This is a genomic window from Enterobacter cloacae complex sp. I2 (genome assembly GCF_014896205.1).
Lineage (GTDB): Bacteria > Pseudomonadota > Gammaproteobacteria > Enterobacterales > Enterobacteriaceae > Enterobacter > Enterobacter quasihormaechei.
In genome coordinates, this window is sequence record NZ_JADBRA010000007.1 from 17,592 (window position 1) to 44,389 (window position 26,798).

General features: G+C 56.8%; 27 protein-coding genes. 10 read left to right on the forward strand and 17 right to left on the reverse strand.

The annotated features are described in order from the left end of the window. Positions 1-8: 8 nt before the first annotated feature. Positions 9-866 (reverse strand): triphosphoribosyl-dephospho-CoA synthase, encoded by an 858-nt coding sequence (locus IM300_RS07585; RefSeq protein WP_063865768.1) that lies wholly within the window; start codon positions 864-866, stop codon positions 9-11. Continuing rightward, on the reverse strand, positions 866-2,521 hold the full coding sequence (gene mdcA / locus IM300_RS07590; RefSeq protein ID WP_063449487.1) for a malonate decarboxylase subunit alpha: 1,656 nt from the start codon (positions 2,519-2,521) through the stop codon (positions 866-868). Before mdcA ends, IM300_RS07585 begins: the two co-directional genes overlap by 1 nt. A 228-nt stretch (positions 2,522-2,749) precedes the next feature. Between mdcA and IM300_RS07595 the strand changes: the two genes are divergently transcribed. From IM300_RS07595 to IM300_RS07605, 3 genes are read left to right on the forward strand one after another with little or no spacing between them, the layout of a single operon-like run. Then, complete coding sequence (locus tag IM300_RS07595) at positions 2,750-3,772, forward strand: hydrolase (protein ID WP_193035968.1); 1,023 nt, start codon at positions 2,750-2,752, stop codon at positions 3,770-3,772. After that, positions 3,769-3,987: a YheU family protein gene (locus IM300_RS07600; protein WP_003861664.1), complete on the forward strand. Its 219-nt coding sequence runs from the start codon at positions 3,769-3,771 to the stop codon at positions 3,985-3,987. Before IM300_RS07595 ends, IM300_RS07600 begins: the two co-directional genes overlap by 4 nt. A 30-nt stretch (positions 3,988-4,017) precedes the next feature. Continuing rightward, positions 4,018-4,887 carry a phosphoribulokinase gene (locus IM300_RS07605; RefSeq protein ID WP_063449489.1) on the forward strand — a complete coding sequence of 290 codons (870 nt, stop codon included), beginning with the start codon at positions 4,018-4,020 and terminating at the stop codon, positions 4,885-4,887. A gap of 85 nt (positions 4,888-4,972) precedes the next feature. On the opposite strand, the gene IM300_RS07610 is transcribed toward IM300_RS07605, so the two are convergent. Beyond that, complete coding sequence (locus tag IM300_RS07610) at positions 4,973-5,377, reverse strand: OsmC family protein (RefSeq protein WP_107534042.1); 405 nt, start codon at positions 5,375-5,377, stop codon at positions 4,973-4,975. A gap of 311 nt (positions 5,378-5,688) precedes the next feature. On the opposite strand from IM300_RS07610, the gene crp reads away from it, so the two are divergent. Together crp and IM300_RS07620 are read left to right on the forward strand one after the other, a co-directional pair. Next, positions 5,689-6,321: a cAMP-activated global transcriptional regulator CRP gene (gene crp, locus IM300_RS07615; RefSeq protein WP_000242758.1), complete on the forward strand. Its 633-nt coding sequence runs from the start codon at positions 5,689-5,691 to the stop codon at positions 6,319-6,321. Between the two features lie 57 nt (positions 6,322-6,378). Next, the gene (locus IM300_RS07620; protein WP_063449491.1) at positions 6,379-8,466 is read left to right on the forward strand and encodes a YccS/YhfK family putative transporter; all 2,088 of its coding nucleotides are present in this window, start codon (positions 6,379-6,381) and stop codon (positions 8,464-8,466) included. Here IM300_RS07620 and IM300_RS07625 read toward each other — a convergent pair. The 4 genes from IM300_RS07625 to ppiA all read right to left on the reverse strand — a co-directional run bounded on the left by IM300_RS07625 (position 8,463) and on the right by ppiA (position 11,627). Beyond that, positions 8,463-9,683, reverse strand: a complete 1,221-nt coding sequence (locus tag IM300_RS07625; RefSeq protein ID WP_193035970.1) for an aspartate aminotransferase family protein — start codon at positions 9,681-9,683, stop codon at positions 8,463-8,465. The two genes, IM300_RS07620 and IM300_RS07625, sit on opposite strands and share 4 nt — an antisense overlap. A gap of 87 nt (positions 9,684-9,770) precedes the next feature. Next, on the reverse strand, positions 9,771-10,334 hold the full coding sequence (gene pabA, locus IM300_RS07630; protein ID WP_193035972.1) for an aminodeoxychorismate synthase component 2: 564 nt from the start codon (positions 10,332-10,334) through the stop codon (positions 9,771-9,773). 30 nt (positions 10,335-10,364) lie between these two features. After that, complete coding sequence (locus IM300_RS07635) at positions 10,365-10,949, reverse strand: putative adenosine monophosphate-protein transferase Fic (protein ID WP_193035974.1); 585 nt, start codon at positions 10,947-10,949, stop codon at positions 10,365-10,367. A 105-nt stretch (positions 10,950-11,054) separates the two neighbouring features. Next, complete coding sequence (gene ppiA / locus IM300_RS07640; protein ID WP_022649614.1) at positions 11,055-11,627, reverse strand: peptidylprolyl isomerase A; 573 nt, start codon at positions 11,625-11,627, stop codon at positions 11,055-11,057. A gap of 278 nt (positions 11,628-11,905) precedes the next feature. Here ppiA and tsgA point away from each other — a divergent pair, with 278 nt between their 5' ends. The 5 genes from tsgA to IM300_RS07665 all read left to right on the forward strand — a co-directional run bounded on the left by tsgA (position 11,906) and on the right by IM300_RS07665 (position 18,038). Further along, entirely contained in the window at positions 11,906-13,090 is a 1,185-nt protein-coding gene (tsgA, locus tag IM300_RS07645) for an MFS transporter TsgA (protein ID WP_063449495.1), read from the forward strand. A gap of 259 nt (positions 13,091-13,349) precedes the next feature. After that, entirely contained in the window at positions 13,350-15,893 is a 2,544-nt protein-coding gene (gene nirB, locus IM300_RS07650; protein WP_107534052.1) for a nitrite reductase large subunit NirB, read from the forward strand. Beyond that, entirely contained in the window at positions 15,890-16,216 is a 327-nt protein-coding gene (nirD, locus tag IM300_RS07655; RefSeq protein WP_063449497.1) for a nitrite reductase small subunit NirD, read from the forward strand. Before nirB ends, nirD begins: the two co-directional genes overlap by 4 nt. A 134-nt stretch (positions 16,217-16,350) precedes the next feature. Then, positions 16,351-17,724 carry a siroheme synthase CysG gene (cysG, locus tag IM300_RS07660; protein ID WP_063865750.1) on the forward strand — a complete coding sequence of 458 codons (1,374 nt, stop codon included), beginning with the start codon at positions 16,351-16,353 and terminating at the stop codon, positions 17,722-17,724. Between the two features lie 143 nt (positions 17,725-17,867). Continuing rightward, positions 17,868-18,038: a YhfL family protein gene (locus IM300_RS07665; RefSeq protein WP_008503029.1), complete on the forward strand. Its 171-nt coding sequence runs from the start codon at positions 17,868-17,870 to the stop codon at positions 18,036-18,038. Between the two features lie 72 nt (positions 18,039-18,110). Here IM300_RS07665 and trpS read toward each other — a convergent pair whose 3' ends face one another. The 10 genes from trpS to IM300_RS07715 form a co-directional block, all read right to left on the reverse strand. Next, positions 18,111-19,115, reverse strand: a complete 1,005-nt coding sequence (trpS, locus tag IM300_RS07670; RefSeq protein ID WP_023298773.1) for a tryptophan--tRNA ligase — start codon at positions 19,113-19,115, stop codon at positions 18,111-18,113. Beyond that, positions 19,108-19,869 carry a phosphoglycolate phosphatase gene (gph, locus tag IM300_RS07675; protein WP_193035976.1) on the reverse strand — a complete coding sequence of 254 codons (762 nt, stop codon included), beginning with the start codon at positions 19,867-19,869 and terminating at the stop codon, positions 19,108-19,110. The genes trpS and gph overlap by 8 nt, the downstream gene beginning before the upstream one ends. Next, complete coding sequence (rpe, locus tag IM300_RS07680) at positions 19,862-20,539, reverse strand: ribulose-phosphate 3-epimerase (protein ID WP_003861634.1); 678 nt, start codon at positions 20,537-20,539, stop codon at positions 19,862-19,864. The genes gph and rpe overlap by 8 nt, the downstream gene beginning before the upstream one ends. A 39-nt stretch (positions 20,540-20,578) precedes the next feature. Next, positions 20,579-21,391 (reverse strand): adenine-specific DNA-methyltransferase, encoded by an 813-nt coding sequence (gene dam / locus IM300_RS07685; protein ID WP_063449500.1) that lies wholly within the window; start codon positions 21,389-21,391, stop codon positions 20,579-20,581. 67 nt (positions 21,392-21,458) lie between these two features. Next, positions 21,459-22,757, reverse strand: coding sequence for a cell division protein DamX (damX, locus tag IM300_RS07690; RefSeq protein WP_193035978.1), 1,299 nt, complete (start codon positions 22,755-22,757; stop codon positions 21,459-21,461). A 92-nt stretch (positions 22,758-22,849) separates the two neighbouring features. Next, complete coding sequence (gene aroB, locus IM300_RS07695; protein WP_063865743.1) at positions 22,850-23,938, reverse strand: 3-dehydroquinate synthase; 1,089 nt, start codon at positions 23,936-23,938, stop codon at positions 22,850-22,852. Between the two features lie 57 nt (positions 23,939-23,995). Then, complete coding sequence (gene aroK, locus IM300_RS07700; protein ID WP_003861630.1) at positions 23,996-24,517, reverse strand: shikimate kinase AroK; 522 nt, start codon at positions 24,515-24,517, stop codon at positions 23,996-23,998. A gap of 286 nt (positions 24,518-24,803) precedes the next feature. Next, positions 24,804-26,042: a DNA uptake porin HofQ gene (hofQ, locus tag IM300_RS07705; protein WP_193035980.1), complete on the reverse strand. Its 1,239-nt coding sequence runs from the start codon at positions 26,040-26,042 to the stop codon at positions 24,804-24,806. Next, the gene (locus IM300_RS07710) at positions 25,954-26,358 is read right to left on the reverse strand and encodes a HofP DNA utilization family protein (RefSeq protein WP_107534064.1); all 405 of its coding nucleotides are present in this window, start codon (positions 26,356-26,358) and stop codon (positions 25,954-25,956) included. The genes hofQ and IM300_RS07710 overlap by 89 nt, the downstream gene beginning before the upstream one ends. Further along, positions 26,348-26,797, reverse strand: a complete 450-nt coding sequence (locus IM300_RS07715; RefSeq protein WP_193035981.1) for a DNA utilization protein HofO — start codon at positions 26,795-26,797, stop codon at positions 26,348-26,350. Before IM300_RS07715 ends, IM300_RS07710 begins: the two co-directional genes overlap by 11 nt. Position 26,798 lies beyond the last annotated feature (1 nt).

Here is a 26,798-nt window from a genome sequence, read left to right on the forward strand (position 1 = left end):
ACATCCTCTTAATGCTTTGAATAGGGCGTTTCGATGCGGTCAAGAAACAGCGTGGCGGCAAGCAGGTCTGCGGCACCGCCCGGCGAGGCGTTGAGCGTCAGCATCTGACGGTCTAACCGCGCCAGCGCCTGCTGCCCGGCAAGCGTTGCGCATCCTCCGGCGTTCAGCACCGCACGGGCACCGTTCTGCATGGCGTCCAGACCCTCCATGCCGGCGCGCGACAGCACGCAGGTATCGGTGAGCGAGGTCATGATCGCCATCAGCGCGTCAAGCCTGGCGTGCGTTTCGCTGCTGCCGTTGAAACGGCTGAGGCGAAGCTGCGGCAGCGCGCGCTGCATAACGTGCGGAAACGCCTGCTGAGCCTCTTCACGCGCGCCCGGCACGCGGTAGCGGTGCGTGGCGCGTAACCCTTTGCTGAACACTTTTGGTGCCGCGTCGTCCGGCAGTTTCGCCAGCTGCGCGGCGGTGTTCGCGACGGCCTGCGCGCTGGCATCACCGCCCAGCATCGCCACCGCGCTCACCAGCAGTCCTAAAGCCCAGATCGCGCCACGGTGCGTATTCACGCCGTCGGTAGCGGCCATCATCTGCCGTTCACCTTCGCGACCCAGGCGGCCAACGGTTTGCCTGAGGGCAATATCCGCCGGACGCTGCCAGCTCTGCTGCGCCAGCGCCTGAAACGTGGGGGTCAGGCTGTGGGCGGAACGCTCCATCAGCGCAAGCGATAAATCGTGGTGCGCGCCGTTCCCCCGGCTGTCCACCAGACCGGGTTTCGGGCTTAAGCGTGCTTCGTCAATCAGACACTGCGTGGCGGTTCGCGCCAGCCATTCGGCACCGCCTTCAACCTGGATCTGGGGCAGAAGTTTCATTACCAGCTCCGGAATTTCGCAGGTGGGTTATACAGACCGCCGGACCACTCAACGAGGTCGGACACGCTGCCTGCGGCCAGCAGAGAGCGAGTGGCGTCGGTGCGACGAATACCCATATCTTCCGGATATACCACCTTACCGCTCTGGCGCAGTTCAGCCACGCGTTTGGCATCCACGCCCAGACCGATATCGGTAATACCCGCCACGGCGGCGACCATCGCGCGACGCTCTTCCAGATCTTTCGCCCGGTAGAGGTACGCAATCCCCTCTTCCGTCAGCACGTGGGTGACGTCATCACCGTAAATCATGACCGGCGCCAGCGGCATACCGGAGGCTTTCGCCACGTCTACGGCGTCGAGTTTTTCCACGAAGGTTGGCTTCACGCCCGCCTGGAAAGTTTCCACCATCTGCACGACCAGTTTTTTACCGCGCTGCATTGGGTCCGGCTCGGTGATCATGTTCAGCCAGGCCGGCGTGGCGTGGCGACGACCGTGCGGATCGTGGCCCATGTTTGGCGCGCCACCGAAGCCGGAGAGACGACCGCGGGTCACGGTTGAGGAGTTAGCGTAACCATCAACCTGTAGCGTAGAGCCGATAAACATATCCACCGCGTACTGACCTGCCAGCTGACAGAAGGCGCGGTTAGAGCGCATAGAGCCGTCTGCACCGGTAAAGAACACGTCCGGACGGGCGCGGATGTACTCTTCCATCCCCAGCTCGCCGCCGAAGCAGTGGACGCTCTCCACCCAGCCGCTTTCGATGGCGGGGATCAGCGTTGGATGCGGGTTCAGGGTCCAGTGTTTACAGATTTTGCCTTTAAGCCCGAGCTGTTCGCCGTAGGTTGGCAGCAGCAGCTCAATCGCCGCGGTGTTAAAGCCGATCCCGTGGTTAAGGGACTGCACCTGGTGCTCCGCATAGATGCCTTTAATCGCCATCATCGCCATCAGGATATGTTCCTGTTTGATGAGGCGCGGGTCGCGGGTGAAGAGCGGTTCAATAAAGAACGGCTTGTCCGCCACCACCACGTAATCGATCCACGAGCCCGGGATATCGACGCGCGGCAGGTCGCACTCGTCGTCCACCAGTTCGTTCACCTGTGCGATGACGATACCGTCGTGGAACGCGGCGGCTTCCACCAGCGCCGGGGTATCTTCGGTACTCGCCCCGGTATAAAGGTTGCCTTTGCGGTCCGCTTTAAAACCGGCAATCAGCGCCACGTTTGGCGACAGGTCGACGTATAAACGTGAATAGAGTTCGATGTAGGTGTGGATCGCCCCGATTTCGAGCTGACCATCTTCCAGCAGCTGCGAAATGCGCAGGCTTTGCGTACCGGAGAAGGAGAAGTCCAGCTTGCGGGCGATACCTTTCTCAAAGATGTCCAGATGTTCGCTGCGGCCCACGCTCGGCATGATCATATGCAGGTCATGTACGATTTGCGGGTTCACTTCCGCCAGTGAACGGGAAAGGAAATCCGCCTGCTTCTGGTTATTACCTTCCAGAACGACTTTGTCGCCTGGTGCGATCAGTTTTTCCAGCATGGCGACAAGATCGCCCGTTGGCAGTACCTTGCCCTGTACCGGTACGGATGCCAGACGACGCGCTTTCTCAGTGCGTCGGGTGTTCCATTGCCGGGTGGGAGTTTGCCCAGATAACATTATTAACCTCCTGATTCAGCACATCATTCTGATTTGCCTGACGTTGAGTAAAGTGTGCGCTCTGGTGAGAAAGGCATCAATTAAGCGTAGGACGGAATCATTAGCCTGAGAGTAATAAACAAGGTAAGGAAATGTGATCGGGATCAGTTCATATTTCGGAAAAACGGGCTAAACGGGGTACAATCCGGAAGGTATAGTTAATTACTGACAAGAATCAGCATCGCCCTTATGACCCAAATCATTCCCTCAGACTTCGACATTGCAGCCGAAGAGAGCGCAGAGTTTGTGCCCATGCGCGGGGTGGCTAACCCCCACCTGCAAACCATGCTGCCGCGCCTGATCCGGCACAAGGTACGGTTCGCCCCTCACTGGCAACGCCTGGATTTGCCGGATGGCGACTTTTTGGATCTTGCCTGGAGCGAAGATCCGGAGCGGGCCAAACATAAACCTCGTCTGGTGGTGTTTCACGGTCTGGAAGGTAGCCTGCACAGCCCTTACGCCCACGGCCTCATCGAGGCGGCGAAAGCCCGCGGCTGGCTTGGGGTCGTGATGCACTTTCGCGGATGCAGCGGCGAGCCGAATCGCCAGAAACGCATCTATCACTCCGGTGAAACCGAGGACGGCACCTGGTTTCTGCGCTGGCTGAGAGACCGTTTTGGCGCCGCGCCAACGGCAGCGGTGGGATATTCGCTGGGCGGCAATATGCTGGCCTGCCTGCTGGCGAAAGAGAGCGACGCCGTACCGCTGGACGCGGCGGTTATTGTCTCCGCGCCATTTATGCTTGAGCAGTGCAGCTATCATATGGAAAAGGGGTTTTCGCGAGTTTATCAGCGTTACCTGCTCAACCTGCTGAAAGCCAACGCCGCGCGCAAGCTAAAGGCCTACCCGGATACGCTGCCTGTGACGCTGCAACAGCTTAAACGCGTGAAGCGCCTGCGCGAGTTTGATGATTTGATCACCTCGAAAATTCACGGCTTTGCCGATGCAATCGACTATTACCGTCAGTGCAGCGCCATGCCTTTACTGAATCAAATCACGAAACCCACGCTGATTATCCACGCCAAAGACGATCCGTTTATGGATCATCACTCGATCCCCGCGCCCGATTATCTGCCGGCCAACGTGCAGTATCAGCTTACCGAGTTCGGCGGACACGTCGGCTTTGTTGGCGGCACGCTGCGTCGGCCTAAAATGTGGCTTGAGACGCGTATTCCCGACTGGCTAACGGCTTATCTGGACGGTAAAAAATGATTATTCCCTGGCAGGATCTCTCTCCCGAAACGCTCGATAATCTGATTGAAAGCTTTGTCTTGCGCGAAGGCACCGATTATGGTGAACATGAACGTTCGCTTGAACAAAAGGTCAACGATGTTAAGCGCCAGCTTAAAAGCGGCGACGTGGTGCTGGTATGGTCCGAACTGCATGAGACGGTCAATATCATGCCCCGCAACGCGTTTCATGGCTGATCTTAAAACTTTTCCAGTCAGGGAGTTGCTATGTCTGCCAGACATCCGGTTATTGCCGTTACGGGTTCGAGCGGGGCGGGAACCACCACCACCAGCCTCGCCTTCCGCAAGATCTTCGCACAGCTGAATTTACGGGCGGCAGAGGTAGAGGGCGACAGCTTTCACCGCTATACGCGCCCGGAGATGGACATGGCCATCCGCAAGGCGCGCGATCTGGGTAAACACATCAGCTACTTTGGTCCGGAGGCGAATGACTTCGGCCTGCTGGAGCAAACCTTCCGCGAATACGGGCAAAGCGGCACCGGACAGTCCCGCAAGTATCTGCACACCTACGATGAAGCCGTTCCCTGGAACCAGGTACCCGGCACGTTCACGCCCTGGCAGCCGCTGCCGGAACCGACTGACGTGCTGTTTTACGAAGGGTTGCACGGCGGCGTGGTGACGCCTCAGCACGACGTGGCGCGCCACGTGGATTTGCTGGTGGGGGTGGTGCCGATTGTTAACCTTGAGTGGATCCAGAAGCTGACGCGCGACATCAGCGAGCGCGGCCACTCGCGTGAAGCGGTGATGGATTCGGTGGTGCGCTCCATGGAAGACTACATCAACTTCCTGACGCCACAGTTCTCCCGCACCCACATTAACTTCCAGCGCGTGCCGACCGTGGATACCTCTAACCCGTTCGCCGCGAAAAGCATTCCCTCGCTGGACGAAAGCTTTGTGGTGATCCACTTCCGCAACCTGGAAGGCATCGATTACCCCTGGCTGCTGGCGATGCTGCAAGGCTCGTTTATTTCGCACATGAATACGTTAGTGGTGCCGGGCGGAAAAATGGGGCTGGCGATGGAGCTGATCATGACACCGCTGGTGCAGCGGCTGATGGAAGGGAAGCAGATCGCGTGATTTTTTTGCCCGGTGGCGCTGCACTTACCGGGCCTACGGTCATGCTTTTGTAGGGCGGGTCAGCGAAACGCCACCCGCCAAAAAATTAAGCCTCGACCACTTCATACGAATGGGTGATGTTTACCGCTTTCTCCAGCATCAACGCCACGGAGCAGTACTTCTCCGCTGAGAGATCCACCGCGCGTGACACCGCCGCGTCTTTCAGCGCTTTCCCGGTGACAACAAAATGCAGATTGATGTGCGTGAACAGGCGTGGCGCCTCTTCGCGACGTTCTGACGTCAGCTTCACTTCACAATCGGTCACGTCATGACGGCCTTTTTGCAGGATCGACACCACGTCGATCGCACTGCATCCCCCTGCCGCCATCAGCACCATTTCCATCGGGCTTGGGGCTTTATCACCAGAGTTACCGTCCATCAAAACCTGGTGCCCGGAGGCCGACTCGCCCAGGAACGTTAACCCTTCAACCCATTTCACACGCGCTTGCATATTCACTCACTCCAACGTTGCATTTTTTATGACAGATTACGTGTACGTTACATTTCTCGCAACGGAAGGCGACCTGCGTCATGCTGAAGCGAGACACCAGGAGACACGCAGCGAAAGCTATGCTAAAACACTCTGGATGCTACAGTAATACATTGACGTTACACATGTATGCAGAGGACATCAAACTTTACTGGCTGCGAAACGTTACGACAGCCGACTTCCCAGGGTATGGGTAAGAATTCGATTGCAACCCCAGAGTCCGGATGCATCTTATGACTCTGGTGACAGCTTATAACAGAGGATAACAGCGCATGGTGCTTGGCAAACCGCAAACAGACCCGACTCTCGAATGGTTCTTGTCTCATTGCCACATTCATAAGTACCCATCAAAGAGCACGCTGATTCACCAGGGTGAAAAAGCGGAAACGTTGTATTACATCGTTAAAGGCTCGGTGGCCGTGCTGATCAAAGATGAAGAAGGGAAAGAGATGATCCTTTCTTATCTGAACCAGGGCGATTTTATCGGTGAACTGGGCCTGTTTGAAGAAGGCCAGGAACGTAGCGCCTGGGTTCGTGCTAAAACAGCATGTGAAGTGGCTGAAATTTCTTACAAGAAATTCCGTCAGCTGATTCAGGTCAACCCTGACATCCTGATGCGTCTTTCTTCCCAGATGGCACGCCGTCTGCAAGTGACCTCTGAGAAAGTGGGTAACCTTGCTTTCCTGGACGTAACCGGTCGTATCGCGCAGACGCTGCTGAACCTGGCGAAACAGCCGGACGCCATGACCCACCCTGACGGTATGCAAATTAAAATTACCCGCCAGGAGATCGGTCAGATCGTCGGCTGCTCCCGTGAAACAGTGGGCCGTATCCTGAAGATGCTGGAAGACCAGAACCTGATCTCCGCCCACGGTAAAACCATCGTGGTTTACGGGACCCGTTAATTCCGGTCAGACGGCGTGCCGCCGCAGGGTGGCACGCCGTTTTTGTCTCTACTCCTCATGTGGCGCAGGCTGATCTATCACCCGGAAGTTAACTACGCACTGCGACAAACGCTGGTGTTGTGTCTCCCCGTGGCCGTGGGCCTGCTCCTCGGACATCTTCAGCAGGGGTTGCTGTTTTCTCTCGTGCCCGCCTGCTGCAACATTGCCGGTCTGGACACGCCGCATAAACGCTTTTTCAAACGCCTGATTATTGGCGGCTGCCTGTTTGCCGGCTGTAGCCTTGCCGTGCAGCTTTTACTGGCCCGCGACATACCGCTGCCGCTGATCCTGACCGTGCTGGCGATGACGCTCGGCGTAACCGCCGAAATCAGCTCGCTGCACGCCCGACTGCTTCCCGCGTCGCTGATAGCCGCCATCTTCACCTTAAGCCTTGCGGGCAATATGCCGGTGTGGGAGCCATTGCTGATCTACGCCCTCGGCACGCTGTGGTACGGGCTGTTTAACTGGTTCTGGTTCTGGCTGTGGCGGGAACAGCCGCTGCGTGAATCCCTGAGCCTGCTCTACGTGCAGCTTGCTGAATACTGCGAAGCAAAATACACCCTGCTCACCCAGCATACCGACCCGGAAAAATCCCTGCCGCCGCTGCTGGAGCGGCAGCAAAAAGTGGTGGATTTGATCAGCCAGTGCTACCAGCAGCTGCACATGCTTGCCGCCAATAAAAATCATGAATATAAGCGGCTGCTGCGTACCTTCCAGGTCGGGCTGGATTTGCAGGAGCATATCTCCGTCAGCCTGCATAATCCGGAAGAGGTGCAAAAGCTGGTGGAGCGCAGCCATGCGGAAGCGGTGATCCGCTGGAACGCGCAGACCGTCGCGGCGCGCCTGCGGGTGTTGGCTGATGATATTCTCTATCACCGCTACCCGACGCGCTTTAACATGGATAAACAGCTCGGCGCGCTGGAAAAGATTGCGCGTCAGCACGCGGATAACCCGGTCGGGCAATTTGCCGCCTGGCATTTCAGCCGCATCGCCCGCGTGCTGCGCACCCAGCGCCCGCTTTATGCCCGCGACCTGATGGCCGATAAGCAAAAACGGCTCCCGCTGCTGCCCGCGCTGAAAAGCTACCTGTCGCTGAAGTCTTCCGCCCTGCGCAACGCCGCGCGGATCAGCGTGATGCTGAGCATCGCCAGCCTGATGGGAATGGCCCTGCACCTGCCGAAACCCTACTGGATCTTAATGACCGTGCTGTTTGTTACCCAGAACGGCTATGGCGCCACGCGGGTCCGTATTCTGCATCGGGCGGGCGGCACGATGGCGGGTCTGATTATCGCGGGCGTGACGCTGCACTTTCACGTGCCGGAGGGCTATACCCTGGCCGGTATGCTGGCGATCACCCTGGTGAGCTATCTGATCATCCGCAAAAACTACGGCTGGGCGATGGTGGGCTTTACGGTGACGGCGGTGTATACCCTGCAACTGCTCACGCTTAACGGGGAACAGTTTATTATTGCCCGGCTGGTCGATACGCTGATTGGCTGTCTGATCGCCTTTGGCGGCATGGTCTGGCTGTGGCCACAGTGGCAGAGCGGGCTGCTGAGGCAGAACGCCCACGACGCGCTGGAGGCCGATCAGCAGGCCATTCGCCTGATCCTGAGCGACGACCCGCAGCCTTCCCCGCTGGCCTACGAGCGCATGAAGGTCAACCAGGCGCACAACGCCCTGTTCAACTCCCTGAACCAGGCCATGCAAGAGCCGGGCTTTAACGCGCACTACCTGGCGGACATGAAGCTGTGGGTCACGCACAGCCAGTTTATCGTCGAGCACATCAACGCCATGACCACGCTGGCGCGCGAGCACACCATGCTGACGCCAGACCTGGCGCAGCGCTATTTGCAGTCGTGTGAAATTGCGTTGCAGCGCTGTCAGCAGCGTCTGGAGTATGACGCGCCGGGCGAGTCGGGAGAGTCAAATATTCTGGAAGCGCCGGAAACACTCACCCACGGCCCGATGAGCACCCTGGAGCAGCATTTGCAGCGCGTTCTCGGGCACCTGAACACCATGCACACCATTTCCTCGGTGGCATGGCGTCAGCGTCCGCATCACGGGATTTGGTTAACCCGCAGGTTGAAGCGGACGGCGTATTAGCCTTTTACAATCTTCGCGACCGCCGCGGCAAAGCGGGTTAACCCGTCTTCAATGTCGTTCTCTTCCACCACCAGCGACGGCGCAAAGCGCATCACGTCCTGCCCGGCATTGAGCACCATGACGCCTTCATGGGCGGCGGCGTGCAGGAAATCGCGCGCGCGACCTTTATACTGCGGCTTCAGCTCGGCGCCGATCAGCAGCCCCATGCCGCGGATTTCGCTGAACACGTCGTACTGTTCATCAATCTTTTTCAGGTGTTTCACAAACAGGTCGCGTTTCGCATTCACGCCGTTCAGAACGTCCGGCGTGTTGATGATGTCGAACGCCGCGCCCGCCACGGCGCACGCCAGCGGATTACCGCCGTAGGTGGAGCCGTGTGAGCCGACGTGGAACGCGGAAGCGATATCCTGGGTGGTGAGCACCGCGCTGACCGGGAAGCCGCCGCCGAGCGCTTTCGCGCTGGTCAGAATATCCGGCGTGACGCCGTAGTGCATGTAAGCGAACAGATCCCCGGTACGCCCCATACCACACTGCACTTCATCAAACACCAGCAGCGCCTGATGCGCATCGCACAGCTCGCGCAGCCCTTGCAGAAATTCCGGGGTAGCCGCCGTGACGCCGCCTTCCCCCTGAATCGGCTCGACCACCACCGCGCAGGTGTGGTCGTCCATCACCGCCTTCACCGCGTGCAGATCGTTAAACGGCACGTGGATGATGTCCGCTGGTTTCGGGCCAAAGCCGTCGGAATACTTCGGCTGGCCGCCCACGGAAACGGTAAAGAACGAGCGACCGTGGAAAGCGTTATGGAAGGCGATGATTTTGGTTTTATACGGGCTGTGGCGTGTGGTTGCGTAATAGCGCGCCAACTTAAAGGCGGTTTCGTTGGCTTCGGTGCCGGAGTTCATAAACAGCACGCGTTCGGCGAAGGTTGCATCGATGATCTTACGGCCCAGGCGCAGCGCCGGTTCGTTGGTGAAAACGTTGCTGGTGTGCCACAGGGTTTCGCCCTGGGTTTTCAGCGCGTCCACCAGCACAGGATGGCAATGGCCCAGCGCCGTCACCGCAATACCGCCCGCGAAATCCACGTACTCTCTGCCCTGCTGATCCCACACGCGGCTGCCTTTCCCTTTTACCGGAATAAACTCAGCCGGTGCATAAATCGGCAGGATCACTTCATCGAATGTCGCGCGGGTTATTGCTGGTTGTTCAGTTGTCATGTCATGACCATCCATTTTTATGTCACAGTGATTGTGAAAATATAATCACAAAATATGCATAAAAAATCACAGCAAGGCAACAGATATTCAGCGGTTGAGGAAATTCGCCAGCAGCGCGTGCCCCTGCTCGCTCAGGATGCTTTCCGGGTGGAACTGCACGCCTTCAAGATCCCAGTCCCGGTGACGAATGCCCATGATCTCCTGCGTCTCGCTCCAGGCGGTAACCTCAAAGCAGGCCGGGAGCGTCGGCGGATCGATCACCAGCGAATGGTAGCGCGTCACGGTTAGCGGATTGTTGAGTCCTGAGAATACGCCCGTACCGGTGTGCGTGACCGGCGAGGTTTTACCGTGCATGACTTTCGCGGCACGGACAATGGTCGCGCCAAAAACCTGCGCAATGGCCTGATGGCCCAGGCAGACGCCCAGAATCGGCAGCCTGCCCGCATAGTGGCGGATCGCCTCCAGGGAGATACCGGACTCCGACGGGGTACACGGCCCCGGCGAAATCACGATTTTCCGGGGAGCCAGCGTGTCAATGTCTGCCAGCGCGATCTCGTCGTTACGGCGGACAACCACCTCTGCCCCCAGCTCACAAAAATACTGGTAAAGGTTCCAGGTAAAGGAATCGTAGTTATCAATCAGCAGAATCATGGCGGCCCCCGAAAAAATTGCCGCCCTATTCTACTCAGATCCCCGCGCTTCGCTCACTACTTTAGCAAAGATGGCGTTCAGGGCGGCCAGATCCCCCGTCGCCCCGCTCTGGTTGGCGGCGGCCCAGTCGTCCGGGTCGATACCCTGCCAGTTCAGCACGTAGCCCGCATGGATCGCCAGCTGTTCAAAGAAGATCCGCTGGGCCACGCCATTGCCGCTCATAAACGGATGTAGCATATTGATTTCACAGTAGTAGTGACTCATTTTGTCTGTGAAATCCTCTTTCGGAAGACCGACAAGATATTTATCGGTTTCCAGCGAAGCCATCAGCTCATTCCCCACCTTCTCGATGTACTCGAAATGGCAAAAAGGAATGTCGCCTTTGGAAATATCGGCGGTGCGCAGCTCACCAGCCCCTTTCATTTCGTTGCGGAATAAATGGCGGTGAATAAGGCACAGATGGGGTAAACCCGGTGCAGAAGGCCCCAGTTCCAGCGTCTCAATATTGGGTTCAGCTGGACCCTTGCCTTTTTCAAGAAGGCGGCTGGCCTGAAGATTGACGCTACGCTGTTGCTCCCAGAGTCGGGATTTTTGCTTGTCGGTGAGTTTTTTCACTACGCCTCCCTGAATAGTCCGTTTGCCACAAGTATAAGCAGCAAAACGCGCTTTCGCTGGGAGGAGGGAAAGACACGGGCAGGATATGCCCGTGTGGAAGAACGATTACGGCAGCACTTTCGCGGAGAGGATCACCACTGGCTTAGACGGCACATTCTGGTATGGACCGACATCGTGGGTCTGAACCTGAGAGATCTTGTCCGCCACGTCCATGCCTTTCACCACTTTACCGAAGACCGCATAGCCAAAGTCGCGCTGGCCGTGATCCAGGAAAGCGTTGTCCGCCACGTTGAGGAAGAACTGGCTGGTGGCGCTGTCTTTATCCGCCGTACGCGCCATGGAAATAGTGCCGCGCTTGTTCAGCAGGCCGTTATCCGCTTCATTTTTGATTGGCGGGTTAGGCTTTTTCTGCTGCATCTGCTCGTTGAAACCGCCGCCCTGAATCATAAAGCCCGGGATCACGCGGTGGAACGTGGTGTTGTTATAAAAACCACTGTTCACGTAGTCGAGGAAGTTTTTCACGGAAACGGGGGCTTTCTGGCTATCCAGCTCCAGCTCAATATTCCCCGCAGAGGTAGTCAGCAGGACGTGAGGGTCTCCTTTGGCTGCCAGCGCAGCAGGGGAAACGGCAGAAAGAGCAAACACAGCTGCGACAGCCGCCAGTGTTGATTTGAGCATGAGAATTCCTTAACAAAGCGCAGTATAAAAAGCGAATGGCTTGATTCTAAAGAGCAGTATGAACCCAGACCAGTCTTTTACCTAATTTTACGAAATTGAAACAATTATTACCGCGCAAACGATTGTTCAGCACGCGATAGAATGTGATATTTATCACGTTAAAGCCTGCAATTGTGCTCAAAATTTTCTGAAAAGATTTAATTAGATCACTTTCGCGACTAAAATCTGCCCGCTCAAACGCAGTCCATGCGTTTTTCTTTACTTTTAACAGGCCAGACATGACTAACAGCAATCGCATCAAGCTCACATGGATCAGCTTCTTCTCTTACGCCCTGACCGGCGCGTTGGTGATCGTCACCGGGATGGTGATGGGTAATATCGCAGAGTATTTCCAGCTGCCCGTTTCCAGCATGAGTAACACCTTCACCTTCCTGAACGCAGGGATCCTGATCTCTATTTTCCTGAATGCCTGGCTGATGGAAATCGTGCCGCTGAAAACCCAGCTGCGCTTCGGCTTCGTGCTGATGGTTGCCGCCGTGGCGGGCCTGATGTTGAGCCACAGCATCGCCCTGTTCTCCGCCGCCATGTTCGTGCTGGGCCTGGTGAGCGGGATCACCATGTCGATCGGTACGTTCCTGATCACCCATATGTATGAAGGCCGCCAGCGCGGCGCGCGTCTGCTGTTTACCGACTCCTTCTTCAGCATGGCCGGGATGATTTTCCCGATGGTCGCCGCGTATCTTCTCGCGCGCAGCATTGAATGGTACTGGGTATACGCCTGTATCGGTCTGGTCTATGTCGCGATCTTCATTCTGACCTTCGGCTGTGACTTCCCGGTGCTCGGCAAAAAAGCGCAGACCACCTCAGAGCCGGTGGCGAAGGAAAAATGGGGTATCGGCGTGCTGTTCCTCTCCATTGCCGCCCTGTGCTACATCCTCGGTCAGCTGGGCTTTATCTCGTGGGTACCGGAATACGCAAAAGGTCTGGGCATGAGCCTGAACGACGCGGGCAAGCTGGTGAGCGATTTCTGGATGTCTTACATGTTCGGCATGTGGGCCTTTAGCTTCATCCTGCGCTTCTTCGACCTGCAACGTATTCTGACCGTTCTGGCGGGTCTGGCGACTGTGCTGATGTATCTGTTCATCAACGGTTCCCCGGAGCATATGCCGTGGTTCATTCTGACCCTGGGCTTCTTCTCCAGCGCGATTTATACCTCGATCATCACCCTTGGCTCACTCCAGACCAAAGTGGCCTCGCCAAAGCTGGTGAACTTCGTGCTGACCTGCGGCACCATCGGCACCATGCTGACCTTCGTGGTCACGGGCCCGATTGTGGCGCACAGCGGCCCGCTGGCGGCGCTACATACCGCTAATGGTCTGTACGCCGTGGTGTTTATCATGTGCTTCGTGCTGGGCTTTGTGACCCGTCACCGCCAGCACAATACGGCAACGGCTACCCACTAATCGCCATCACCCCTTTGCGTTCTGCAAAGGGGTTTCACCCTGCTCACCCGCTCTGACTGCCGATTCGTAAAAACCCCACCACATTTGTGCAAAAAACAAGCAAGCACAAAAAACGAACAATATCCGCCACTTATAAAAATCCTGACAAATCATAGATATACCCACTAAGGGGTAGGTGCAGGCGTATTTGATTTGCATCAATAAGTGCCTCTGCTGAATCGTTAAGGTAGGCAGTAATAGAAAAGAAATCGAGGCAAAAATGAGCAAAGTCAGACTCGCTATCATCGGTAACGGCATGGTCGGCCACCGCTTTATTGAGGATCTTCTCGATAAAGCCGATGCTGACCAGTTCGATATTACCGTGTTCTGTGAAGAACCCCGCAAGGCGTACGACCGTGTGCACCTGTCTTCCTACTTCTCCCACCATACCGCCGAAGAGCTCTCTCTGGTGCGCGACGGGTTCTACGAGAAGCATGGCGTAAAAGTGCTGGTGGGCGAACGCGCTATCACCATCAACCGTCAGGAGAAAGTGATCCACTCCAGCGCCGGGCGTACGGTTTTTTACGATAAGCTGATCATGGCGACTGGCTCGTATCCGTGGATCCCGCCGATTAAAGGGTCGGAAACCCAGGATTGCTTCGTTTACCGTACCATTGAAGACCTCAACGCCATTGAATCCTGCGCACGTCGAAGCAAACGCGGTGCGGTTGTCGGCGGTGGTCTGCTGGGCCTGGAAGCGGCAGGCGCGCTGAAAAACCTCGGCGTTGAAACCCACGTCATCGAATTTGCCCCGATGCTGATGGCGGAACAGCTGGACCACATGGGTGGCGATCAGCTACGCCGTAAAATCGAAAGCATGGGCGTGAAGGTTCACACCAGCAAAAACACCAAAGAGATCGTGCAGGAAGGTACCGAAGCGCGTAAAACCATGCGCTTTGCCGACGGCAGCGAGCTGGAAGTGGACTTCATCGTCTTCTCCACCGGTATTCGTCCGCGCGACAAGCTCGCCACGCAGTGCGGCCTGGCCGTCGCCCAGCGCGGCGGGATCATGATCAACGATACCTGCCAGACCTCCGATCCGGATATCTACGCCATCGGCGAATGTGCCAGCTGGAATAACCGCGTGTACGGTCTGGTGGCGCCAGGGTACAAAATGGCGCAGGTTGCCGTTGACCATATCCTCGGCAACGAAAACGCCTTTACCGGCGCAGACATGAGCGCCAAGCTGAAGCTGCTGGGCGTGGACGTAGGCGGCATTGGCGATGCGCATGGCCGCACCCCGAACTCCCGCAGCTACGTCTATCTGGACGAAAGCAAAGAGGTCTACAAACGCCTTATCGTCAGCCAGGACAACAAAACCCTGCTCGGTGCGGTGCTGGTGGGCGATACCAGCGACTTCGGTAACCTGCTCCAGCTGGTGCTGAACGCTATTGAGCTGCCGGAAAACCCGGACGCGCTGATCCTGCCGGCACATGCCTCCAGCGGTAAACCGTCGATCGGCGTAGATAAACTGCCGGACAGCGCGCAGATTTGCTCCTGCTTCGACGTCACTAAAGGCATGCTGATCTCCGCCATCAACAAAGGCTGCCACACCGTTGCGGCGCTGAAAGCCGAAACCAAAGCCGGTACCGGCTGCGGCGGCTGTATTCCGCTGGTCACGCAGGTGCTGAACGCTGAACTGGCGAAACAGGGCATCGAAGTGAACAACAACCTGTGCGAGCACTTCGCTTACTCTCGCCAGGAGCTGTATCACCTGATCCGTGTGGAAGGCATCAAATCCTTCGACGAGCTGCTGGAGAAACATGGCCAGGGCTACGGCTGTGAAGTGTGTAAGCCGACCGTCGGTTCCCTGCTGGCGTCCTGCTGGAACGAGTATGTGCTCAAACCAGAGCACACCCCGCTTCAGGACACAAACGACAACTTCCTGGCCAATATTCAGAAAGACGGAACTTACTCGGTGATCCCGCGTTCTGCCGGAGGGGAAATTACTCCGGAAGGGCTGGTCGCCGTAGGCCGTATCGCCCGTGAGTTTAACCTGTACACCAAAATCACCGGTTCCCAGCGTATCGGCCTGTTTGGTGCGCAGAAAGATGATCTGCCGGAAATCTGGCGTCAGCTGATTGAAGCGGGCTTCGAAACTGGTCACGCGTATGCCAAAGCGCTGCGCATGGCGAAAACCTGCGTGGGCAGCACCTGGTGCCGCTACGGCGTTGGCGACAGCGTGGGCTTCGGCGTCGAGCTGGAAAACCGCTACAAAGGCATCCGTACTCCGCACAAAATGAAGTTCGGCGTCTCAGGCTGTACCCGTGAATGTGCGGAAGCGCAGGGTAAAGACGTGGGTATCATCGCCACCGAGAAAGGCTGGAACCTGTACGTGTGCGGCAACGGCGGGATGAAACCTCGCCACGCGGATCTGCTGGCGGCGGATCTCGATCGCGATACGCTGATCAAGTATCTCGACCGCTTCATGATGTTCTACATTCGTACTGCCGATAAGCTGACCCGTACCGCGTCCTGGCTGGATAATCTCGAAGGCGGTATCGACTACCTGAAGTCGGTCATCATTGACGACAAGCTGGGTCTGAACGAACAGCTGGAGTCCGAGATGGCTCGCCTGCGCGAGGCGGTGATCTGCGAGTGGACCGAAACCGTGAACACGCCTGCGGCGCAGACGCGCTTCAAACACTTTATCAACAGCACCCAGCGCGACCCGAACGTGCAGGTGGTGCCGGAGCGCGAACAGCATCGTCCTGCAACCCCGTATGAACGCATTCCGGTGATGCTGGTGGAGGAAAACGCATGAGCCAGTGGGTAAACATCTGCAACATTAACGACATTCTGCCAGCAACCGGCGTCTGTGCTTTGCTGGGTAACGAGCAGGTGGCGATTTTCCGCCCTCGCCACGATGAACAGGTCTTTGCCATCAGCAATATCGACCCATTCTTTGAGGCCAGCGTGCTCTCCCGCGGTCTGATTGCGGAACACCAGGGCGACCTGTGGGTCGCCAGCCCGCTGAAAAAGCAGCGCTTCCGCTTAACCGACGGGCGCTGCATGGAAGACGAAAGCTTCTCTGTGAAGCACTACGACGTCCGCGTGAAGGACGGCGAGGTGCAGCTGAAAGCGTAACCCTCCGCCTTTCCAATAGGAAAGGCTTATGACCTCTTGTGGGTAGCAGCAGGAAAAACCGTATGTTCTGTACGATCCCTGCTGTTATCCTGACGTCAATTCTTCCCCCGCCATGAATGCTGTGAGGTAACGTCGTGGATCACCTGCCGATTTTTTGTCAATTACGCAACCGCGACTGCCTGCTCGTGGGCGGCGGCGATGTGGCTGAACGCAAAGCCCGCCTGCTTCTGGAGGCTGGCGCCCGCCTGACCGTTAACGCCCTCACCTTCGCCCCACAGTTTGACGTCTGGGCGCAGGAAGGGATGCTCACGCTGGTGCAGGGCGAATTTGATGAATCCCTGCTGGAAACCTGCTGGCTGACCATCGCCGCAACGGATAACGATGACGTTAACCAGCGCGTCAGCGACGCCTGCGAAGCGCGCCGCATCTTCTGTAACGTGGTGGATGCGCCGAAAGAGGCGAGCTTTATCATGCCGTCGATTATCGACCGTTCACCGCTGATGATTGCGGTGTCGTCCGGCGGCCGCTCGCCCGTGCTTGCCCGCCTGCTGCGGGAAAAACTGGAGGCCGTGCTGCCGCAGCATCTCGGCCAGATTGCCCACTACGCCGGGCAGCTTCGTTCCCGCGTGAAGCAAACCTTCTCAACAGTGGGCGAACGCCGTCGCTTCTGGGAGAAGTTCTTTGTCAACGACAGGCTGGCGCAGTCGCTGGCAAATCAGGACGCGAAAGCGGTTGAAGAGACCACCGAGCAGCTTCTCTCTGAACCGCTGGATCACCGCGGTGAAGTGGTGCTGGTGGGCGCAGGTCCCGGCGATGCGGGCCTGCTGACGCTGAAAGGCCTACAGCAGATCCAGCAGGCCGATATCGTGGTGTATGACCGTCTGGTCTCTGATGACATCATGAACCTGGTACGCCGGGATGCTGACCGCGTGTTCGTCGGCAAACGGGCGGGCTATCACTGCGTGCCGCAGGAAGAGATCAACCAGATCCTGCTGCGGGAAGCGCAAAAAGGTAAGCGCGTGGTGCGCCTGAAGGGTGGCGATCCGTTTATCTTTGGTCGCGGCGGCGAAGAGCTGGAAACCCTGTGCAACGCGGGTATTCCGTTCTCCGTAGTGCCGGGCATTACCGCGGCATCCGGCTGTTCTGCCTATTCCGGTATCCCGTTGACCCACCGCGATTATGCCCAGAGCGTGCGCCTGGTAACGGGGCACCTGAAAACCGGCAGCGAGCTGGACTGGCATAATCTGGCCGCTGAAAAGCAGACGCTGGTCTTCTATATGGGGCTAAATCAGGCCGCCACTATTCAGGCGAAACTGCTGGAGCACGGCATGGAAGCAGATATGCCGGTCGCGCTGGTAGAAAACGGTACCGCCATTACGCAGCGCGTGGTTGATGGCGTGCTGACGCAGTTGGGCGAGCTGGCGCAGCAGGTTCAAAGCCCGGCGCTGATCGTTGTTGGACGCGTGGTTGAGCTGCGCGAAAAGCTGAACTGGTTCTCGAACCACTAACCATAGTCTCTCTTCCTGGAGTAGTCCTTATGCGGACTACTCCCTTCATACCTCAGTCGATAACATACCGCCCGCATAATGGAACTTTTCCATTTATTCCCTCGTGTTACATCCAATTTTAGATTTTTAGACAAGGAATGCGTATGTTCAAACTGGCAAAAGCTGCCGTTCTGGTCGGCCTGTTATCAACTCTGACGGCCTGCACCGGTCACGTTCAAAATACTAAAAATAATTGCAGCTATGATTACCTGCTGCACCCGGCGATCTCCATTTCGAAGATCATTGGCGGTTGCGGCCCGGCGGCACAGCAGTAAGCGTTTTTCAGGCGTAAAAAAACCGGGAATTTCCCGGTTTTTTTATTGAGTCCGTATTTGTCGGGTGGCGGCTTAAGGTTTCGCCACAAACCCAATCGCCTCGTACACCGCTTTCAGGGTTTCCGACGCGCGCGCGCTGGCTTTTTCTGCGCCCTCTTTCATCACTTTTTGCAGGAATGCTTCGTCGTTACGGTAACGATGATAACGCTCCTGCAACTCGGTCAGCATACCGGAAACGGCGTCAGCCACTTCGCCTTTCAGGTGGCCGTACATCTTGCCTTCGAAGTGTTTTTCCAGCTCAGGGATGCTCTGTCCGGTTACGCCGGAGAGGATGTCCAGCAGGTTGGATACGCCCGCTTTATTCTGCACGTCGTAGCGCACTACCGGCGGCTCGTCGGAGTCGGTTACCGCACGCTTGAGCTTTTTCACCACCGATTTCGGATCTTCCAGCAGGCCGATAACGTTGTTGCGGTTATCGTCAGACTTAGACATCTTTTTGGTCGGCTCCAGCAGCGACATCACGCGCGCGCCGGATTTTGGAATAAACGGCTCCGGCACCTTGAACACGTCGCCGTACAGCGCGTTGAAGCGCTGGGCGATATCGCGGCTCAGCTCCAGATGCTGCTTCTGGTCTTCACCCACCGGCACCTGGTTGGTCTGATACAGCAGAATATCGGCCGCCATCAGCACCGGATAGTCAAACAGACCGGCGTTGATGTTTTCAGAGTAACGGGCAGATTTATCCTTGAACTGGGTCATGCGGCTCAGCTCACCGAAGTAGGTGTAGCAGTTCAGCGCCCAGCCCAGCTGCGCGTGCTCCGGCACGTGAGACTGAACGAAAATGGTGCTCTTCTCGGGATCGATTCCGCAGGCCAGATACAGCGCCAGCGTATCCAGCGTCGCTTTACGCAGCTTCTCGGGATCCTGACGCGCGGTGATAGCATGCAAATCCACGATGCAATAAATGCAGTGGTAGTCATCCTGCATGCTCACCCACTGACGTAACGCACCCATGTAGTTACCAATGGTCAGTTCACCTGAAGGCTGTGCGCCACTAAAAACGATGGGCTTAGTCATTATTCAATTCCTGATGTTCACTGTGCGAGAGCCCGAGTGCGGGCAACAAATCTTTGAAGTGGTCGAACACAACGTCCGGCTCACTCAGCGTAATGGCCTCACCGTAGTTGTAGCCGTAGGTCAACCCAACAGACGGGCAACCTGCCGCTCTGGCAGCCAGAATATCATTGCGGGAATCCCCGACAAAGAGCAGCTCCGCCGGCGCTAAGGATAATTTTCCTGCCACCAGCAACAGCGGTTCCGGATGCGGCTTTTTATTCTGCACGTCATCGCCGCCCACAATCACGGAGAAGTATTTCGCGATATCCAGCGCTTCCAGCAGAGGCGCAACGAACGGTGTTGGCTTGTTGGTCACCAGCCCCAGCGGGATGCCTTTCGCGTGCAGCGCGCTCAGGGTTTCCTGGACATCCGGGAACAGGAAACTGCCCTCTTCGACGGTCTCTTCATAGAAACGGTCGAACAGTTTACGCAGAATACGCTGCTGTTCGTCCTGGGGGATATCCGCGAGATCAACGCTCGGTTTTCCCTGTGCGGAACGCTGAGAGGCGCGCTCCTGACGCGCCCAGGCCAGCGCGCGCTCCATCAGCACGTCCGCACCGTTACCAATCCACGTCACGACGCGCTCTTCGCCCGCAACGGGGAGTTCAAGCGCATACAGCGCCCGATCGACGGCGCTGGTTAATCCTGGCGCGCTGTCGACCAGCGTGCCGTCGAGGTCAAATGATACACCCCGAATAGCCTGCAATTTATCCATGACTTACCTTCGCCAGTTCACGGCGCATTTCATCAATAACTTTTTTGTAATCCGGCTGATCGAAGATGGCGGAGCCCGCGACGAACATATCCGCACCCGCAGCCGCAATCTCACCGATATTATTCACCTTCACGCCGCCGTCCACTTCCAGGCGAATATCATAGCCAGACTCATCGATACGGCGGCGCACTTCACGCAGTTTGTCGAGGGTCTGTGGGATAAACGACTGGCCGCCAAAGCCCGGGTTAACGGACATCAGCAGGATCACGTCCAGCTTGTCCATCACGTAGTCGAGATAGCTCAGCGGGGTCGCCGGGTTAAAGACCAGCCCCGCCTTACAGCCGTTCTCTTTGATCAGTTGCAGCGTGCGGTCAACGTGCTCGGAGGCTTCCGGGTGGAAAGTGATGATGCTGGCACCCGCTGCGGCAAAATCAGGCACGATGCGGTCAACCGGCTTCACCATCAGATGCACGTCAATGGGCGCGGTGATCCCGTAATTACGCAGCGCTTTAAGCACCATCGGACCGATGGTCAGGTTGGGAACGTAGTGGTTATCCATCACGTCGAAATGGACGACGTCCGCGCCAGCCGCGAGAGCTTTGGCAGTGTCTTCACCCAGGCGGGCAAAATCGGCCGACAGAATTGAGGGAGCAATCAAAAACTGTTTCATCCGCATCTCCTTGAAATGTGTTTACCGGCGGGCAAAGGCTCAGGGTCGATAAAGCGCCAGAAGTTCGTCCACCTTTTTACGTGTGCCGCCGTTGCTGCTAATGCTACGACGCACTTTTACCTGAAAATGCTTCGCGGCTTTGTACCATTCGCGCGTATCAGGCGTGTCGTGATTCGAAATTAACACCGGAATTCTTTTGCTGACCAGCTTTTCCGCCAACTCCGCCAGACGCGCCTGCTCGGCAGGGCTAAAGCTGTTGGTATGGTAGGCGGTGAAATTTGCCGTGGCAGACAGCGGCGCGTAAGGCGGGTCGCAGTAAACCACCGAGTTTACGCCCGCCAGCTCCATGCACTCTTCATAGGAGAGGCAATAGAATTCGGCATTCTGCGCTTTTTCAGCAAAGTGATACAGTTCGTCCTGCGGGAAGTAGGGGCGCTTATAGCGGCCAAACGGCACGTTAAACTCGCCACGCAGATTATACCGGCACAGGCCGTTGTAACCATGGCGGTTGAGATAAAGAAACAACAGCGCGCGACGGAACGGATCCTGGCTCTGATTAAACTCAGCGCGGAACTGATAGTAGACGTCCGGGTTGTTGTTCTCTGGCGTAAAGAGCTTCCGCGCCTCTTCCACATACTCATCGGTACGCAGTTTGACGATGTTATAGAGGCTGATAAGGTCGCTGTTGATATCCGCCAGGATATAACGAGAAAAATCGGTATTCAGGAACACCGATCCAGCACCCACGAAGGGCTCGATAAGACACTCGCCTTTCGGCAGGTGCTTTTTAATATCATCGAGCAGGGGGTATTTCCCCCCTGCCCATTTCAGAAAAGCGCGATTTTTTTTCATGCTGACTAACTGATTACACCTTCTCCGGCTGTGGAGAAAGCTCCGACAGCATCCTGCGCTTTAAACATTACTTCAGATCGGCCTGCACCTGATGAATCGGCTTCGCCCACGGATTTTTCGCCTGCACATCGGCTGGCAGCGTGGAGACGGCACGTTTTGCTTCATCTTTAGAAGCATAAACACCGCTTACCAGCACGTACCACGGCTGTCCGTTACGGGTCGTCTGATAAACCACATAGTTTTTCAGATTCGATTTCTTCGCCCAGGCGTTGAGGTTGTCGTAGTTAGACGAACTGCTCAGCTGCAACGTGTAGTTGCTGGATGACGCGGCTTTAAGAGAACCCACGTTACCCGTCGTTTTCCCTGTCGCGGTGTTGGATGCGCTAGCGGCTGGCGTTGCAGCCGGTGCCGCAGTTGCCGCAGGCGCGGTTGTGGTCGCCGTTGCTTTCGGTGCAGCGGTTGCCGCAGGCGTTGGCGCTTTAACCGGCTGGCTCACCGCAGGTTTTGTCTGCGCTGGCGCTTTCGTTTCTGGCGCTTTTGCCACAGCCTGTGGTTTCGTCTCACGCTTCGGCTCAATCACGGTCTGCTTACGTTCCTGACGCGGCGCAGTCTGCGTCTGGCGCGGTTTGGTTTCCGTTGCCGCAGTTTGCTGCTGGGCATTGCTGCCATGCACTGGCGCAACGGTGGCCGGTTCAGTTGGCAGCGTGGAGTTCACCACGGCGTTGTTAACCTGCTCCTGATTCTGCGGCTGCATCAGCGCGTTGTTCAGATCGCCCTGAACTTCAACACGCTGCTGGCCTTCAGGCGTAGCGGGCGCCTGGCCCTGAGTCGGGGTAGCAGAGACGGGCGGCAGAGAGATATCCTGACCGGCGCTGGTGTTGCCTGCGGTCTGCTCTGCGGAGGTGGTGCCCGGCGCAGGCTGAGCGCCATTCGCCTGGTTGCTCGCATCGTTACCAGACAGGTCGATGCTCTTCTCGGCAGACGCGGTCTTCTCGGTAGAATGGGTAGAAGGGGCTTTTAGCGCGGAACCAATGCCGACAATCAGCAGTACCAGCACCAGAACGCCAAGGCCCATCATGATGTACTGACGGGAGGCCGGTTTTGCCGCTACCGCTTTTTTACGCTTGCGCGGACGACGTTCAACAGGCTGTTCATCCATTAACTCTTCTTCGGATTCAAACGCCTCGTCTTCACGCTCATTGCGCGCGTTGCGGCTACGCGAAGGGCGACGATCGTCTGCATCCAGATCGACATCGTCAAAGTTGATCTGCGGCTCGTTATCACGTTCTGAAGATTGACGAGAACGACCAGTACGACGATCGCTGGGATCGGGTTTCAGCTCGTCTTCTGGTTTGAATTCATCCATTTAACACCCCACTCAAAGGCTTCTGCCAACGACTCTGCATTTACCTGAAGCTAAAACGACCACCTGTTACAGCGGTCTGACCTTTCTAGTTGTTACGCCTGCTGACAATCAGCAATAGCGCCAAGTACGACTTCGTGCGGCACTCCGCCGCGCACTTCACTTTTCCCTATTGCAAGCGGGAGCACCAGACGCATCTCACCTGCCAATACTTTTTTATCGCGCATCATGTGGGGAAGGTACGCCTGCGCAGACATTTCCTGCGGACCACTCACCGGCAAGCCAGCGCGCTTAAGCAACGCGATGATACGCGCTGTCTCTTCCGGCCTGAACTGCCCCAGACGTTCAGAGGCACGGGCCGCCATAACCATCCCGGCAGCGACAGCTTCACCGTGAAGCCAGTTACCGTAGCCCATTTCGGCTTCGATCGCGTGACCAAACGTATGCCCCAGATTCAGTAAAGCACGTAAGCCGGTTTCACGCTCATCTGCGGCAACGACTTCTGCTTTCAGCTCACAGCAACGGCGAATACAGTAGGCCATTGCCTGCCCATCGAGGCGCAGCAGCGCATCCATATTCTCTTCCAGCCAGTTGAAGAACTCACCGTCAAGAATAATGCCGTATTTGATCACTTCTGCAAGGCCAGACGCCAGTTCGCGTGCTGGCAACGTTTTCAGACAGTCGAGATCCACCACCACCGATGCAGGCTGGTAGAACGCGCCAATCATGTTTTTGCCGAGCGGATGGTTAACCGCCGTTTTACCGCCTACAGAAGAATCGACCTGTGACAGCAACGTGGTTGGAATTTGAATAAAGCGCACACCGCGCTGATAGCTGGCGGCTGCAAAACCGGTCAGATCGCCCACAACGCCGCCGCCAAGGGCAAGCAGTGTTGTATCACGACCGTGCGGTTTTTGCAGAAGTGCGGTAAAGACGGTATCCAGTACCGTCAGGCTTTTGTACTGCTCGCCATCGGGCAGAATCACACTGTCGACCTTCACGCCCGCCTGCTCAAGCAGGTGGCGTACACGGTCGAGATAAAGCGGAGCCAGCGTCTCGTTGGTGACCAGCATCGCCTGATCACCCGCTTTCAGTGGTAAGAAGGAAGCTGGATCGTTAAACAAACCAGCCGCGATGGTGATAGGGTAACTACGTTCCCCGAGAGTAACTGTAATCCTCTCCATGACGCGACATCCACCTTAAATGCTTTTACCCGCAGGCGAGTGTATATAAAGCCAGAATCAGTTGCTTTCCAGCATATGAATAATCTGGTTTGCAACCACTTTAGCGCTTTGATCGTCAGTACGAATGGTCACATCAGCAATCTCTTCGTACAGAGGATTGCGTTCATCGGCCAAAGCTTCCAGAACTTCACGTGGCGGTGTTTCAACCTGCAACAACGGGCGCTTTTTATCACGCTGCGTGCGTGCCAGCTGTTTTTCGATGGTCGTCTCAAGATAGACCACTACGCCACGGGCGGAGAGACGGTTGCGGGTTTCGCGAGATTTTACAGAGCCGCCGCCTGTTGCCAGCACAATGCCCTGTTTTTCCGTGAGTTCGTTGATCACTTTTTCTTCTCGGTCACGGAAACCTTCTTCGCCTTCTACGTCGAAGACCCAGCCCACATCCGCTCCGGTTCGTTTCTCAATCTCTTGATCAGAATCGTAAAATTCCATATTGAGTTGTTGAGCTAACTGACGCCCAATAGTGCTTTTGCCGGCACCCATAGGCCCAACCAGAAAGATATTGCGTTTCTCTGCCATTTTTTCGGTACTACTAAGACTATTCGTTAATGGTAATCCCCGCTGCGCAGACACCTGGCGTAGCAGGACATGAACTGAAACCTCATTTGCAATAGAGCGAGAGTCAGACGAAAAATTATCTCAATACTCCGGCTTGTTTGGCAACTGATTAAATCACCGTTCCCGGCGCATAAGGAAATAAGACGTAAGGCCAACTCAAATCGGTACTCCTTGTATGCTAATTCATGCCCCACGTCAAACATCTGCAACAAACTGAATGCAAAATCATTGCGGGGATCGTTACCCATTAATGAATACTGACCAGACGTGGCGTGATAAACACCACCAGCTCGCGCCGTTCGTTATCTTTTCCGTCATGGCGAAACAACTGACCCAGCCACGGTATGTTGCCCAGCACAGGCACGCTATCGCGTCCGGTTTTATTCTTTTGCGAAAAGATCCCGCCCAGTGCGATCGTTTCCCCACTTTTTACTTCCACCTGCGTTTCGATCTCCTGTTTATCAATCGCCAGCGTTTCGCCGTCTGCCTGTTGCAGTACCTGTCCGGGCATATTTTCACTGATATGCAGCTTCAGACGTACGCGGCCGCCTGGCAGCACCACCGGTGTGACCTCCATCCCTAATACCGCCTCTTTAAATTCAACGGATGTCGCCCCGCTCTCGCCGCTGGAAACCTGATACGGAATTTCACTGCCCTGCTTGATGCTGGCCGGTTGCATATGCGACGCCAGCAGCCGCGGGCTGGCGATAATGTCCACCTGCTGCTTTTGCTCAAGCGCAGACAGCTCAAGATCCAGCATCCTGCCGTTGATGCGCCCGATGTTGAACCCCACGTGGGTGGTTGCGCTGGCGACCGACAGATCGGCACCAAGCGTCGTCACCTGCCCCACTTTTCCCGCCTCCGACGCCTCGGCGAGACTCCACTTCACGCCCAGCTCGCGCAGGCTTTTTTCATTGATGGTCACGATTTGCGCCGCCAGCTCCACCTGCTCGATGGGCAGATCCATCTGCGCCGCCCAGCGCGAGAGCGTGTCCACAACCGTCTGGTTATCCCTGATCAGGAGACGATTGGTGCGCTTGTCGACGGACAGACTGCCTTTCGGGCTTAAGAGCTTCTCCGCCGCTTTTTGCAATTCGGCTGCATCTGCCCAGGCAAACGGAATGCTGTGAGAGAGAAGCGGGGCATCGAGCAAACGCTGGGCCCGCTCCTGCTCTTTACGCGTCTGTTGGTCCCGTTGCCAGGCCGCCGTATGCACATAAAAAATGCCGCCCTCTTCCCGCAATACCAGCCCGGCGCTGTTCACTACCGTCTGGAGCGCCTGCCTCCAGGGCACCCGTGTTAAATTTAGCGAAAGCGAACCGCTGACGTCCGGCGAGACCACCAGATTGCGGTCCGCCTGCGCTATCAATGCCTGTAAAACCTGCACCACCGGGACATCATCCACCAGCAGGGTGACCGGTTTTGGCGTGGCGGCCCACAGGGGTTGGCTGAGTGCCGTCAGCAACAGCAATATCCTTATCTTCACTTTTTTTCGTTCCTTCTCGTTGCCATGTCCATCGCTTCGGCTCGCACATGTCGCCGACATCAACGGTCAGTTGTTGTTTATCTATCGCACTTACCCGCCAGCCTGGCGGTAACCGCATCTGCGTTTTTACCCGGTGCCAGCGTTTCTGCCCGTCCTGCATAAGGCCGATATCCATGCCGCCACTGACTATCCCCTGATAACGCCACTGGCTCAGTTGCCCTGCGGCGCAGCTCTCGTGTGGCACTGAGAAGGGATCCCGCATCCCGGTCAGGAAAAGCGGAGAAAGCAGGATCAGCAAACGGGCTTTACCGCGCATGACCGACCTCCAGTTGCAGGCTGAGGCGTAGCTGCTTGCCCTGAGGCGTAAGATCAAACGCGCTCACCCGCACGTTCTTAAGCGCCAGCCGGGAAAAGAGCGCCGGAACGGCGCTCCATGAGACATCCAGCGCCAGCTCTCCCCCACTCTTTTGCGGCTTCCAGTACACCAGCCTTGCGTCCTCACGCTGAAATGCCAGCGGAGAAAAGGGCTGCGAGAGCTTCCCTTGCGTCACCCCCGGTCGCCGTCTGGCTTCTGGCCACAACGAGGCATTAATCCGCTGTGTACTGATGGCCTGCGCCTGAATATCGGCGTGGCGAAGAGCTGCGGGTCTGAGCAGCAGCCCCCACATCACAAACGCGATGACCCCCGATGCCATCAACCAGCAAAGTACGCGTCGGGAAGGGCGTGCATCAGCCCAGCGTTGATAGATCCCCACT